This window comes from Proteus sp. GOKU (assembly GCF_015475555.1).
In the GTDB taxonomy this organism is placed as follows: Bacteria; Pseudomonadota; Gammaproteobacteria; order Enterobacterales; family Enterobacteriaceae; genus Proteus; species Proteus mirabilis_B.
This window is the reverse complement of record NZ_CP034105.1, coordinates 3,092,648-3,107,368: the sequence shown is the minus strand read 5'-3', so window position 1 is coordinate 3,107,368 and position 14,721 is coordinate 3,092,648. Positions and strand designations below refer to the sequence as shown.

Sequence of the window (14,721 nt, the reverse complement as noted above, 5' to 3'; positions counted from 1 at the left end):
AAATGCTTTGTTTGGTAACTAATCCTGTCTCATCATAATGATAACGGAGTTCATGATTTATTTTCTACATTTATTATATTACAATTATTATCTATTAGAATGGACATAAAAATATCATAATAACTATGATTAATTGGACTAATTCGTTCTAGGAATTTTTTTAATTTTTTATCATTTTTAATATAAATATTTATTTTATTTCCGTTGGCTGTGAGATCGCCTAATAGATCATTAAATCCATAGAAATCTTTTCCAATATATCCTTTTCTTCCCCAAAATGCTTCGCCAAGCATACAGAAAAAATCAAGAATGTTATTTACGTTATCTAAATTAATGTGAGGGTTTAATATTATGTTTTTATTTAATGGTAATGTTTGTTGCCAATATAGGCATGAAGTTAACCATGTTTTTTTTGATTTTTCACATTTATTATTTTTCCAATAAAATATTTCATTTCCATTTGCCCATTCTTTTAAAATATTAGAAATAGCTAATGGTGGTAAATCAGTTGTTTTTATCGTTAATGATAAATTTTGACCTTCATTTAACTTGATTTCATTATCTAATAAATTACTATCAAACTCATAAATACATGTGTTATTTATATAAAATGATATGTTAATTATGTCATTTGTTTTTATTTTGATACTGTCGGAAATCTTTATTTCATCTGATTTAATTAGAAGAAAAAACATATTCTCATTATCAATATGGTTTAAGTCTAAGATATCAAGATTATATGCTGAGATAATTTTCATCCCATTAATACATATATAGTATTTTGTATGCTCCACTATGCTCGCCTTAAGTTAAATATTATTTGGTTGGCTTATGTCCTGGATATTTACCACCATCGGGATACCATGGGCTCGGAAATTTATAGACTTTTTCATAATCATGATTCAATACATATCCATATACTTTTTGACCATTTGGTAATGTCTGCTCAAGAATACGATGGTGAGGATCGACACCTTTTCCAGTATGAACAACTTGCCACTCTTTTGCACCAATCCAGAATTTATTGGTTTTTCCTTTCCTATCTTCTAAGGTTTTTTGAATACCTGTATTAGCATGTACTCTTGGTGTACCTTCGCCAGTAATAATTTTTTCATATTCTTGCCTAATACTTTTAGGTACTGGATTGAATGATGACAACTTAAGAAGCTTATCACAATCCTCACCCGCCAACCCAAACGGATCAACCCACCCAATAGGACAATGCACATACCCATACGGATTAAAGCCACCTAATAATCCGATAGGGTCAGGTGAAATATATTGCCCAGTGTCCTTATCATAGTAGCGAAAGCGATTGTAATACAAGCCACTTTCTTTATCTTCATATTGTCCGGCAAATCGAAAATGACATTCAGTGTATTCTGGGTCGTTATCGGCATAATCATCATGAGATTGCCAAAATGCCATTTGTCCCCAGGTATTTAACCGACCTGCCCAGCTGACAATGCCTTTTTCGCTAAAGATTTCGCGTGGTGTGCCTTGATGGTCAGTGACGACATAATGCAGTTTTCCACGTTGATAACGTGCCGTTGGGGTAATTTCGCCGGGTTGATAGAGCCACTGAATTTGCGAATCATAAGCCGGTGTACCATCAGCATAAATCGGGGTTTCTTGCACCATCTGGTCGCCAGACCACAGGTAATCGACACGCTGAATGCGTTTATTTTTAAAGGAAGGATCTAAAAATGAAGAAAGAGGATATTAGTGTATTTATTTTTATTTAGTTATTGAATTATGAATATTGTAGATAGAATATTAACACTCCCTTTTTTATTATAATACTTTTTGGTTTTTATTGTATATCTTGATTAATTATTATAAAGGCATTGTTAATACAATGCCTATTTTATAAATAAAAAATAAATTATTTATCTGAGAGCCAATCATTTTTAAATGAAATACTTTTCCATGATGCTGTTCTTTTTCTCTTTAGCCACTTTTCTAATTTTTCCCCATCTGGTTTCCCTGTTTTAGTATATTTCATTGGGATTAATAGTAATAAATTAACCTCTTCATTTTCAGGAATAGATATTTCTTTTTCTTGATGATCGAAAGAATAATCAACGGTAACGAGTGCATCGATTTCATCAGGCCAATGAAGGTGTTTCCATTGCTCATCATTTTTATCTAAAATAAAACCTTCTTTAATGACTTCACTTTTTTTATAATATTCAGAGAGTGAGGAAAGTAATTTCATTGGGAAATTATCTTTGTAATCACTTTGGAATATTGCCCGATTAATTGGCCAATTATAAGGCAAGCAGATTAAAAATTCAGTGTGAGGTAATCTTTTAAAATTGCCGAAGGTAAAAAATAATTTATGGTAATTACCATTTCCTACCCATGATGTCATTAACCTAATATTATCAGAACAATATTCATCAGTTAGAATAGGGCCAACATTTTTATAAATATGGGAGAGAATACCATCACCTTCAATGACGCCAGCTTGCATTTCTTCGAATGCTTTTCGTCCTCCCATTGATTGTAAATATTGAGCAACATCGGTATGCCCATAGGATATAGCGAGATCTAAAGCGGTACGATTGAAATTCATCTGTAGGCGGTTAATATCTGCGCCAGATTTGATAAGTAATTTGACAATGTCTAAATGACCACCACAGGATGCCTCAATTAATGGTGTTGTGATCCCTCGAGGATCTCCATCAACCCATGCTTTATTATTAAGCAAAAGAGTTAATATATTTATATATCCTTCAAATGCGACCTCAACAAGAGGTGTTAGATAGCTACTATCTATCACATTGGTATTGAAACCTTTATTTATTATGAAGTCACATAATAAATATTTACCTTCTTCTGAAAATCTATGTAATAGTGATTTATCAAATTTAATCTCAGATAAGTTTAAATCTTTTAGATATTCTGATAGTTTTTCTACATTTTCGTCTTTTATTATTTTATATATATCTATGTTATTTTCTTTCATAAAACTTACCTTTTATCATTTCTTTCCCTAAATCATTTAAAGCTTCCTCTACAGCATCTTTTCCTTGAGGTGCCGCAGTTATTATTTTTTCGTGAACATGTTGTGCCGCTTTTATTGTATGAGCACCACCACCATTTCTAGCCCAAGTGAAATTTCTTAAATCTGTATTTAGATCAATGCCATAGTATTTAAGAACATCTTGTGCTTGAAGTATATAATTTCGATTTTTTTTAGACCAATTTGAAGGTGCATTCTCTCTAACTTTATGGTGTCTATGTGGGTTTTTCATTCCGTCAGGTGCGGGCCCTAGTTTTTCTAGATCTTCTTTAGATAAACGGCATTTTTCCCAACCCCAAGGATCAACCCACACTAATCCATTGGGGGCATATTGATACAGATTTAACCCACCAGCTAACCCAATCGGGTCATGCTGGGTAAATCGACCAATATCAGGATCATAATAGCGAAAGGTATTATAGTGTAAACCTGTTTCCCTATCGAGATATTGCCCCTGAAAACGTAAGTTTTGATCACGATTTTGAGGATAATAATGAAACTCTCCTAATTCAATTTCTGTTTTACCCCAAGAGGTGAAGCGAGCTTGCCATTGAATATCACCGTTACCATCAACTAACGCATCAGGTGAACCATTAGGCTGGCAATGAAAATAAAAAACAGTTTGTTTATTTTTTAATGTATCAACGCGCGCTAAGGGAGAGTAACTGCCCACATCTTCATAGATATAGAGCATGTCAATGCCGTGTCGATATTCGCTTAATAATCGCAAGCCTTCCCATAAAAAGGTAGTCGTACCACAAGTGTGTGCTTTTAAAGGTAAGCGCTGTTGTGCCTGTGGTAGTTGTAGTGCAGGAAGATATTCGACAGTTTTATGTAAACGACGCCCTAATGGGTCGTAATCAAATTGGACAAAACACCGTTTTTCTTCTGGATTAACAGGATGATGAAGTACGGTTTTTAAACGGTGCTCAGCATTATAGGAATAAGTCCAAGAGCCAGTATCAGTGCGTTTCTCAATCGTCCTACCATAAATATCATATTGATAATAAATTCCTTGATATTCAGTAAGACGATTATGTTGGCAGGGGGTGGTTGCCCTTTCTTGTAATAAGTTTGCCGCAGCATCGTAATAATAAGTTTCAGGCGAATAACGATCACTTTGACGCAGTGTTAAGTTATCGGTCGCATCATATTGATAATGCTTCCAACCATAGGGTACTGTTTCTTCTTGTGTGGTGATTAAATTATGGCGTAAGTCATAATCCCAACGGGTTTCATTGATAGGGCGTATATATTGCCCCTGATGATATTGAGCTTGTCGAGTTAAACGGCCTAGGCGATCATAACTACGCCAATTGACCCTTTTTCCTTGAGTTCGACTAATTTCTCGATGCAAATTATCACGAGTAAATTCAGTAATGACCGTATCGTCAAGATTGATTTGTAGCGCATGCCCACTGCCATAATAAAGTGTTTTTAGTGCTTTTCCGTCAGGTAATATCGTGGATGTTTTATTACCTAATACATCATAGGTATAGTGAATTTTGCCGCTTAAAGTGTGTTCTTTAGTGAGTTGCCCTAATTTGTCGTACTCGAAATGGGCAAATTGTGAATAGGGTGATTTGCCTTGTGATGTAAAGCGAGCATGAGTCAGTTGCCCACTGAGAGTATATTGAAAATGGGTAATTCCATCAGGTGTTTGTTTTGCAATAAGTTGGCTTAATGCATTATAACGAGCAGAATGAGCAAAGGCTTGGGGGGTATTAGCTGCGAATATTTGTTGGATCACACGATCACACACATCATATTGGTACTCGGTTGCAACACCATCTAGGCCTATTTCAGAAAGTAGGCGGTTATTTTCACCCCAGATAAAGTGATAAGGCTCATTATTTTCATTGTATAACGAGAGTAATCGACCGCGTTCATCATAGTGACGTACGATGGAACCTTGTTTAGGATTAATGGACTTATAAAGTAATCCGTAATCATTCCATTGATAACGAGAGATAGAGCCATCAGCTTCTTTAAATTGATAAAGTCGTCCACAATTATCCCAATAAAATTGATGGCACCAACCTTCAGCGCGTGTAATTAACTGTGGGCGACCAGCAATATCATATTCGATATAAGAAGATCCGTGTTCAGCATCTTCAGTTTCAATAAGTTGGTAGCGAGAGTTATAGCGATAATGGGTGATTTTATTGGAGCAATCTTGGTAACGTGTCATTTGACCACGCACATTATAGCTTATATGAACCTTTCCATTGTTAGCATCAATTTGAGTTATAACTTGACCAAAAATATCTCGTTCAAATGTGGTTGTTTGGTTTAACGCATCAGTTTCAGCAATTATCCCATGATGAATATCGTAATGAAATGAAGTTTTACTACTATCAGGTAAAGTGATACTACTAATTAAGTCTCGAGTAGATAACCAAGATGTCAGTGTCGTCTTACCATGGGGATCTGTTTCTTCTGTTAAACACCCATTTTCATCATAGTGGTATTGCCATTGTTCATTTAATGGTGAAATGGTTTTGCTGAGTAACCCAAGCTCGTTCCATTTATATTGCCATGTATTATTTGCTTCATCGATATACTCTGTGACTAAAAATTGCTCATTCCAAATATGGGTATGTGATAGACCATTAATATGAGTGACTTTCGTGGTTTTGCTATCGATTTGATAATCAATAACACAGTGTTCACCTGCGTTTGTTTTATAGTCAACAACACGCCAATCATCAAATTTTTCCCATTGATAATCACAAACTAACCCTTGTGGTTTTGCATGTTGTATTAATAAATTGTGGTTGTTGTAGCGATATTCTCTGGTGATAATATTGCTAGCATCAATAACTTTGGTGAGTTGACCTTGTTTATTGTAATGGTACGTTGCTAAGCAAATATTTTCACTTTTATTATTTTGTTCATAAATATGGGTAATACGCTGAGAATGTAAAGGATCTTGGTATTGAAAAATAATCTGAAGCGATTCTGCTGTATCTGTGATTGAACTTAGCTTTTGTTGTTCATCATAGTGAAATAATAATCCATTACCGTATTCATCACTAATGGATAATAAAGAAAGTGTTGTACTATTTTCAGTTAAAGGACCAAATAAGCGCCAACAAGAGCCATCACTATCACCAAGAGTAAGATAGCCTTTTTCATTAGCTGCAATAATAAGACCTTCAGAAGGACTGAAATATTGAATTTCAGGCTCAATGGATGAAAAACGCAGCTCTCGTCCACCCATATCATGGTAACAATAGCCTTTATTTTCTCGTATAACACAGGTCTCAAACGTGGTACTCCAACCTTGTCCAAATAACCCATTATTTTTATTACGGCTATTATAAATTCTTTGCCAAATAAACGGATATCTCGATGGAAGAGTAAAGTCGAGTTCATCTTCATATAAAATCTTCGCCCCCGTTGCCGCATGAACAGGATTGAATACCGCACTGACAGCATTAGTTAACCTATCAATTCCCATCCCTATGCCTGACATCGCTAGCATACAAGGCATATTTTTGAAGATAGTCTTAGGTTTCCCTCTCAGCATTGAAGCTGCCATATACATCAATTCTAAACCGGGTAGTTTGCCACTTTTTATGGGACGAACAACAACATTCCCTCCTCCAATGGCGACATTAGTTGAAACAATTTCTGAAACTTTTGCTTCACACGTTGATCTGTCATTAGCACGTACTGCAGGTAGGTCGTTGATCGAGACTTTATCCGAACCTTCTGCCATATATTGTATTGGCGGATGTTTATCACAAAGGATACGGTCATTATCAGCTTCAGTAGTGGCACCTTTCGGGATATCAACGGTGGGTTGAATAAGTTCAGAAACGAAGGTTTTGCCTGTATTAAGCACCATACTGGCATAATCTAAAAAAGAATCATTTTTTTTTGCTGGAGGAATATTAGCCGTTTCTGTTTCTGTGAGTAAACGACCTGCAGCACGAGCGGCTCGTTTGTCGTTGATAAGAACATTATTTGAGCCTGTGGCAATTTTTCCTGCGGGTGAAGGCGGGAAAATTGCATTAGCAAAATTAGTACAGCCTTGGGAAATAGAATCTCCTAATTTACTTGCACTAATGATAGCTCCTGCAATAAAACCAGAAGCGATACAACTCCCACCAACAGCGGTCGCTACTGCGGCAGCTGATGCACTAACAAGCCCTAGCGCAGGGGCAGCAACTACAGCAATTGCGGCAACAGCAGCACCTGCGGCCGCATAAACAACACCTTCAGCAACAATAGAAACAATATCAGCCCACACACTAGTATGAATAATTTCATCATGCTCTCTGGCAGCGTTAGGAAGAGTCATAAAAGCATCCTTTCTTTTTTTATTTAATAATTAATCCGTTAGTACTATTGAATTTTTGAGTTTTACCCAATATTGTTCATCCTCATCATTAAAAGGTTGAGGAGATGTATAACTAAATAAAAGAATGCGATTATTATTTACTAATAAAATGGCAAGTTGACGTTGATAAAATTTACTACCACTACGTAAGAAAGAAATATTAGTTTCTAATGCCTCAATATAATTAGTTTCGTTAAGAGTAATAATATTAAAAGGAGATATTGTTATATTGGTGGCAACTTGTTTTAGTTGTTCACATTGTATTTTTAATTCTTCTTTAAATGTTTTTCCTTTAGATAATTCACTTCTTGCTACAATTAATGAACATTGTGAATGAGGTTCACGGAAAACATTCATACTAGAGTCTTTCCAAGTAGCGGAAGGTATAAGAAATTGTGCTTCATTGATTGTGTACATAGTGATTATTTCCCTTCACTTGAAAAAATATTGTCAATAGCGGTTTGTAAACTGGATTTATCACCAATACCATTAACAGAGACACAAGGTGATGGTGTACTTGGATTTAACCCTAAGACCCCTCCAACCGTGTTAATTTCCCCTCCATTATCAACGGTGATATTGAATGATTTTCCTTTTAAATTAATGGCACCAGAGGCGCTGAGTTCTAATACACTTTCTCCACATTCCAAACGAATGCATTCCCCAGAACCAATAAAATATTGCCCTACTGCTTGATCGGTACGGTATCCTCCGGTTAAAAGAGAGGAGTTGCCTTTTATGGCAATGTCTTGTTTTATAACAACTTTTGTGTTTTCAACGCCTTCAATAGTGTTACTTTCATTACCACCAACATTCTTGGTTTTATTTTGAAAAACAGTGAGAGATTGGTCATTTAAAACAGTGGTATTCATATCCTTCTGCGCATGAATAAAAATCTCCTGCTTACCACCCGCATCTTCAAAGCGCAGTTCGTTAAAACCATCCCCTTTATGGGTCTTGGTTTTGATTGTTGTACGGGTCATATTTTCAGGGAATTTCAGCGGAGGTGCGTTGCGACCGTTATAGGTGCCCCCTGTAATAATCGGTCTATCAATATCGCCATTAAGATAAGAGACAATCACCTCTTGCCCGATACGTGGTACAGCAGAGAAACCATAGCCATTGCCATTCCAACCCATTGCTACACGTACCCAGCACGAGGCACTGTGATCGGGCTTGCCATAGCGATCCCAATGAAAATAAACTTTTACGGCACCCACTTCGTTGACGTAAATTTCCTCACCCGGAGGACCTACCACCGTGGCAACTTCATCACCATCAGCCGTCGGTTTGTAATGATGTGGCGGTCGCCATTCTTGCGTACCAGGAATAAATTCGACGCTATTAGAAAGCTGTGTTCCTTCGCCTCCGCTATTATCTGCCAAGGGTTGCACGCCATGATGTGAAACTTGAATAACTTGCCAGTTATCATTCATCATTAAACTAGGGTGATTGCTCAGCGAGAAAATCTTGCCCGGCATTAAGGCAAAACAGTTGGTGCTAGCGCGTCCAACACGACTGCCGTTGCGCAGTTGTTCAAAACGAATGGCAGTGAAAGGGGCAGCTTGTGCATCTTCTTGAAAGCGTCCATAGCTTTCGAACACGCTATGTTGACCACCTTTTTCTAATTTGGCTTGATGCGCTAATGGGTAAGAAGGGCGGATAAAGTTATTGTCTTTTTGAATGGTTTCATCCACACAGAGATATTCGCCGTATTGCCATGTGGTCGCTGTGCTATCCGTAATATCGCTTTCAGCTTGCGGGTTATAGGTCAGGTGAATACCTGCTGTCATTCCCATATGTTCATCGCTATAAAACAGTTGGTTCTCTTCAAACCAAAAGTTAATCCCTTCTTCAAAGGCTAAACGGCACCAAAACGCATAGGCAGATTCCCGTTTTTGCGTGGTATAGGGGCGTTTTTGGTGTAAATCATCACGGTAAAATTTGCTGTCGGCTTTGATATGGGCTTCTTCTAACAGCGTTTTTAAAATCTCAGGCACTTTTTTATGCTGGAAAATACGGCTGTCTTGATTAAGCGTCATCACCCACATTTCAGGGCGAATATCGAAGTGATACCACGTTTTTACACCGTCGGTATTGCCTTGTACGGCACCGGCTAAGATCCCGCGTACAGTACGGATTTCTTTGCCATTACGCTTAACAGTTAATGAGGACGCCACACCCAATAGCGATTGAAAATCGATAAAAGGTAAAGTGGTGACTGCGCTAATTGACAGTGAAAATAAACGTGATAACCCTTCGTTTAAATTAAATTCAGTGACTTGAAAAGTGCTTTCCGGTAAGCCTGCAATTTGGCAAGTGAAGACTAAACCAGAAGGTGATGCCGCACCTAATAGCGAATCTAACAGTTGTGCATAGGCTTTATTTTTAGCCAACCCTTCAGAGAAGGTAAGTCCCGGTACATCGTCGTTATTTATTCCACCGGCAAAACCGCCACCGGGAATAAGCGATGAGGCTTGAGAGGCCATTGACGAGGCTTGAGAAAGTCCTTGTTGTGCCGTTTGAGCTGTAGCGAGGGCTTGCTGAGTAGAGGCCGAAAGTGTCGATGTTGCTTTAGCAATCGCTAGATCCTGCGCTTTATCGAGCGCCTTCTTTTTTAATCCACCAAGCTGAGAGGTGAGATTATTTTTTTTATCTTTCGCAAACATCATTCGCTCCAATATCCACTGAGCAAGCTACCGCTTGTTTTATCCATTAAGAAAATACAAAGAAACACCCACACACCTTGGTGTGCAGGTGAAAAGAAGGATTAACCTTCGAGAGGGGCGCGCCAGTCGTCAGAGCCAGACGTGCCTGCAACCGTGTGTTCCCAATCAATTTTGCGGTAAGACAGGGAGACTTCGATCAGTTGTGTGAAGTCTGATTTGGCCGGATCTTGGCAGTGTGGCATTTGGCAATCGATGTTGACGATAGTCGCATCGGTTAATGTGGTGGTGAAGAAATGCTCTTGTTTCCCTTCAACCGAAGTGCGATACCATTTTAAGGTCGTTTTTGGCAGCATTTCGCCTGAGGCTAATGCGTTATACAGCAGGGGAACGGCTTTATTTAACGCCACAGTGAAACGGAATGGTTTATGGGCACGTTGACCTGAAGGCTGACCCGATTGTGGATCTGTCGGTACAGTGACTACGTGAGAGAATGCTTGCACTAGCATTTCATCTTCGTGGCCTTGAACATAAATATTACCGACGGATTCCGCGGTAAATGCACCCGCAGTGATGTTACCTTGAGTTTTCCCTTCGATAGAGATATAGCATGGAGTTGGCATGGCAAGTCCTTAATTTACAGTGAATAATCGTTTCTCAACAAAATCATTTTGTTGAATTCCTTTCGATAAAAATCAGCCAGTGCGCACTGCGATTTGATAAGAGTAGCTTAAGTAATTTTGAAGGGAAGTAAAGAAAGGGGAGGAGAGAAAGGGTGTTGTATCCTCGTAGGATAAGTGACTTAGCGTAAAATAATTGTTCACACGATATTTACTGCTTTCGTTTCTTATAATAAGTGTATTTACTTATACAATTACCTTTCGTAAATGTCCGAAATCTCGCTAAAGCCAGTCTGTTCTAATGTACATGGATTTTTAATATGTAACAAAATGTGTATTTTGTTTCAAATTGTAACAGCGTTGATTTTAAAGGAGAAAAATAGACTTATTTTGTAAGATTGGTCTAAAAAAGATTTATTTTGCTATTGGTTTAAAAATGAACACTTAAAATTTAGTTATATAAAGAGATAAATATAATCTTAAGTAGGGTCATTTTAACTATCTCCTTATTTTCTTCCGAATCACCATCAAATAGCCAGTCTATTATTATGTTTCTTATCATTATTTCCTTTTTATGTACTCAATTTATTGTTTTAGTAACACTAGTAATTTTGTGGATTATTTGTTAATCAATTTATTTTATCCAGCTTGTTTATTTGTAAGTTGAATATGTAATCAACCTATATTTAACAAATGGTTTGTAGGTCTTTAATAGTGAAAAATTTCATGTTTTGATGAAAAAACCAAAAAAACAACTAGTTTTATATGCTTTCATTTTACTTAATGCGATTAAATAATCGATAAAAAACAAAATGATAATTAATTCCCTTCTTTGTATAAGTAAATTAAATAGTACGGATTTTTAAGAAAAAAATAGACGAAAAGATTTACAAATACTTTACTAATAGTTTACAAATGAAATAAGATATCGTTATTGTTTTAATGCTAATAATTCATTGAGTAAAAGGAACGTGTAAAATGGCGATATCTAGAAGAAAATTTATCATTGGTGGAACAGTAGTGGCTGTCGCTGCTGGTGCGGGTATTTTGACACCAATGTTAACTCGCGAAGGGCGCTTTGTTCCGGGTACGCCAAGACATGGCTTTGTTGAAGGTACTGAAGGTGCTTTACCAAAACAAGCTGATGTTGTTGTTATTGGTGCGGGTATTCTTGGTATTATGACAGCGATTAACCTTGTAGAACGTGGTTTATCTGTTGTGATTGTTGAGAAAGGTAACATCGCTGGTGAGCAATCTTCAAGATTCTATGGTCAGGCGATTAGCTATAAAATGCCTGATGAAACGTTCTTATTACACCATTTGGGCAAACATCGCTGGCGTGAAATGAACGCAAAAGTAGGCGTTGACACTACTTATCGTACACAAGGTCGCGTTGAAGTTCCTCTTGATGAAGAAGATTTAGTTAACGTAAGAAAATGGATTGATGAAAGAAGTAAGAATGTTGGCTCAGATATTCCATTTAGAACCAAAATTATTGAAGGTGCTGAATTAAATCAACGTCTTCGTGGCGCGACAACTGATTGGAAAATTGCTGGCTTTGAAGAAGATTCAGGTAGCTTCGATCCAGAAGTTGCAACCTTCGTTATGGCTGAATACGCTAAAAAAATGGGCGTTCGAATTTACACTCAATGTGCGGCTCGTGGCTTAGAAACACAAGCGGGTGTGATTTCTGATGTTGTAACAGAGAAAGGTGCAATTAAAACTTCTCAAGTTGTTGTTGCTGGTGGTGTTTGGTCACGCCTATTTATGCAAAATCTCAATGTTGATGTACCAACACTGCCTGCATATCAATCTCAACAGTTAATCAGTGGCTCACCAACAGCTCCGGGTGGTAACGTCGCTTTACCAGGAGGCATTTTCTTCCGTGAACAAGCTGATGGTACTTATGCAACCTCTCCTCGTGTTATTGTGGCGCCAGTAGTGAAAGAATCCTTCACTTACGGTTATAAATATCTGCCATTATTAGCTCTACCTGATTTCCCTGTGCATATTTCTTTAAATGAACAATTAATCAATTCATTTATGCAATCAACACATTGGAACTTAGATGAAGTTTCTCCGTTTGAACAGTTTAGAAATATGACTGCACTGCCAGATTTACCTGAGTTAAATGCTTCATTAGAAAAATTAAAAGCAGAATTCCCTGCCTTTAAAGAATCAAAATTAATTGATCAATGGAGTGGTGCAATGGCTATCGCACCAGATGAGAATCCAATTATTTCAGAAGTTAAAGAGTACCCAGGTTTAGTGATTAATACAGCAACAGGTTGGGGTATGACAGAAAGCCCAGTATCAGCAGAATTAACAGCTGATTTATTACTTGGTAAAAAACCTGTTTTAGATCCAAAACCATTTAGCCTTTATAGATTCTAATTAGGCTAAAATGCAAAAACCCTCTTAATAGAGGGTTTTTTATGTCCAAAAACTGAGTGTATTTTAATTCACAAAGGTTTTTTTAACACGAACAGAGATTTTAAAATAAGATATCCAGATAACAGCATGGAAGACACTTCTAATAATATCAAAAATATATTCAGACTCTACAGGAAGCTCGAATACTTTGTACATTAATAAAATCATGAATCCTTGTGATGCAATATTCGCTATCAGAAGGCTAATGTAAAGTGTGGGTGTTTTTTTACGTTTTTGAAAGAAAAAGATTGTGGTGATCGCAATAAGTACGAATAAGGCTAAATCTAAAGTAAATCCTAAGCCGATAAAATAGCGTCCCATGGTTGTGGTATAACTATAAATAGGAAAAACTTCAGTAAGTGTTTGATAGAGATTAAATAATCCTGTAATAAGCATAAACAATAAACTTAATGCAGGCAGAAAAAGCCACCCACCAATCTTTTTAAATGACTCTTTTTCACATTCGTCACAATACTCAGTATATTGTGGTATCTCTTTTTCACCACATTTAATGCAAGTCCATTTTTTCATGTTTATTTCCTATTTATTCTTAAATGTTAATAAATTCTAATCTATTTCAATTCAAAAACAATATATAAATGATTTTATAATGAATTAATTTGAAATTGCAAATAATACAGTAAATTTAACCACATAAAGGTAAATTTATTTCATTTTATATCTTTAAATATAGTCAAATTTATTTAACTAACTGGTGAAATAAATAACTTTTAATTAAAGTAATTAATGTTTAATGAAATTTAATCCCAGAGTAATAGTATTGAGCTAATGCTTTGTTTATATACCATTTTTTCTTTTTTAGCTAAAATAATGGAAATAGGATAATTAATGATTGGTTTTATTTTGTTTCTTATCTATATGTTAATAAAAATAGAGCAACATGTTTTGTAATTTATGTTATTTATATATTGCTAATAATCATTGAAATGACAAAAAATTATTCTGTGTTAATAATTAAAATCTAAGTTAACTTGTTGTATTTAATATCTATATTTGTTTTGGCATATAATACTATGGTATTACTCTAAATTCGATGTTGATTAAAATAATATATAGAAATGTAAATTATTTTAAATTTTAAATATCGGAATAACCTTATTAACAGCATTAATAATAATAAGTAATGTTACGGTTATTCAACAACTAATGATTAAGTATTTTCAGTTTATGGTTTGATGGTTTATAAACTATAATTCGGTGTTTTATCGATGTAATCATCTAATAAAAGAAGGAGAGTAAAGGGATGATTAACACCAAAGTTGGGAATAGAATAAAGATGATAAGAAGACAATTGAAAATAACAGAAAATGAGATGTCTGAAAGGTTGGGAATAAGTATGCTACATTATTCTCAATTAGAAGATGGGCATTTAAAAATAACAGTAGATCAATTGATTACTATTTCTTATATACTTGGTGTCACACCTCAAAGTCTTATCTTAGAGGCAAAGAAAACAGATTTTATGGTTTTTGAGGACAAGCAATCGATAACGCAGCCAAGTGAGATAGTTATATTTAGAAAAAAGAAAGTCGTTTAAATGTCGTGTTGGAATATCATTTGTTGATATTGAGTTCTGATAAATATATTGAGTTATTTTTTAGTTGC

General features: G+C 35.9%; 9 protein-coding genes and 1 pseudogene. 2 read left to right on the top strand and 8 right to left on the bottom strand.

The window, feature by feature from the left end; translation table 11 throughout:
* Window positions 1–50: 50 nt before the first annotated feature.
* The 7 genes and pseudogenes from EHE21_RS14310 to EHE21_RS14280 all read right to left on the bottom strand — a co-directional run bounded on the left by EHE21_RS14310 (window position 51) and on the right by EHE21_RS14280 (window position 10,665).
* Window positions 51–794, bottom strand: a complete 744-nt coding sequence (locus tag EHE21_RS14310; RefSeq protein WP_194951022.1) for a hypothetical protein — start codon at window positions 792–794, stop codon at window positions 51–53.
* Between the two features lie 391 nt (window positions 795–1,185).
* Window positions 1,186–1,662, bottom strand: a pseudogene (locus EHE21_RS14305) (RHS repeat-associated core domain-containing protein); the annotation flags it as partial.
* A 223-nt stretch (window positions 1,663–1,885) separates the two neighbouring features.
* Entirely contained in the window at window positions 1,886–2,971 is a 1,086-nt protein-coding gene (locus EHE21_RS14300) for an ankyrin repeat domain-containing protein (RefSeq protein WP_194951021.1), read from the bottom strand.
* Entirely contained in the window at window positions 2,958–7,337 is a 4,380-nt protein-coding gene (locus EHE21_RS14295) for an RHS repeat-associated core domain-containing protein (RefSeq protein WP_194951020.1), read from the bottom strand. The genes EHE21_RS14300 and EHE21_RS14295 overlap by 14 nt, the downstream gene beginning before the upstream one ends.
* Window positions 7,338–7,367: 30 nt before the next feature.
* Window positions 7,368–7,793, bottom strand: coding sequence for a DcrB-related protein (locus EHE21_RS14290; RefSeq protein WP_194951019.1), 426 nt, complete (start codon window positions 7,791–7,793; stop codon window positions 7,368–7,370).
* A 5-nt stretch (window positions 7,794–7,798) separates the two neighbouring features.
* On the bottom strand, window positions 7,799–10,045 hold the full coding sequence (locus tag EHE21_RS14285; protein ID WP_194952679.1) for a type VI secretion system Vgr family protein: 2,247 nt from the start codon (window positions 10,043–10,045) through the stop codon (window positions 7,799–7,801).
* Between the two features lie 101 nt (window positions 10,046–10,146).
* Window positions 10,147–10,665, bottom strand: coding sequence for an Hcp family type VI secretion system effector (locus EHE21_RS14280; protein WP_036939804.1), 519 nt, complete (start codon window positions 10,663–10,665; stop codon window positions 10,147–10,149).
* A gap of 975 nt (window positions 10,666–11,640) precedes the next feature.
* Between EHE21_RS14280 and EHE21_RS14275 the strand changes: the two genes are divergently transcribed.
* Window positions 11,641–13,056: an NAD(P)/FAD-dependent oxidoreductase gene (locus EHE21_RS14275; protein WP_088494837.1), complete on the top strand. Its 1,416-nt coding sequence runs from the start codon at window positions 11,641–11,643 to the stop codon at window positions 13,054–13,056.
* Window positions 13,057–13,119: 63 nt separating this feature from the next.
* Here the strand turns inward: EHE21_RS14275 and EHE21_RS14270 are convergent, their stop codons facing one another.
* Window positions 13,120–13,626, bottom strand: coding sequence for a DUF2569 domain-containing protein (locus EHE21_RS14270; RefSeq protein ID WP_194951018.1), 507 nt, complete (start codon window positions 13,624–13,626; stop codon window positions 13,120–13,122).
* Window positions 13,627–14,359: 733 nt separating this feature from the next.
* On the opposite strand from EHE21_RS14270, the gene EHE21_RS14265 reads away from it, so the two are divergent.
* A complete protein-coding gene (locus tag EHE21_RS14265) occupies window positions 14,360–14,653 on the top strand; it encodes a helix-turn-helix domain-containing protein (protein WP_194951017.1) in 294 nt (97 codons plus the stop codon).
* The last annotated feature ends 68 nt before the right edge of the window (window positions 14,654–14,721 follow it).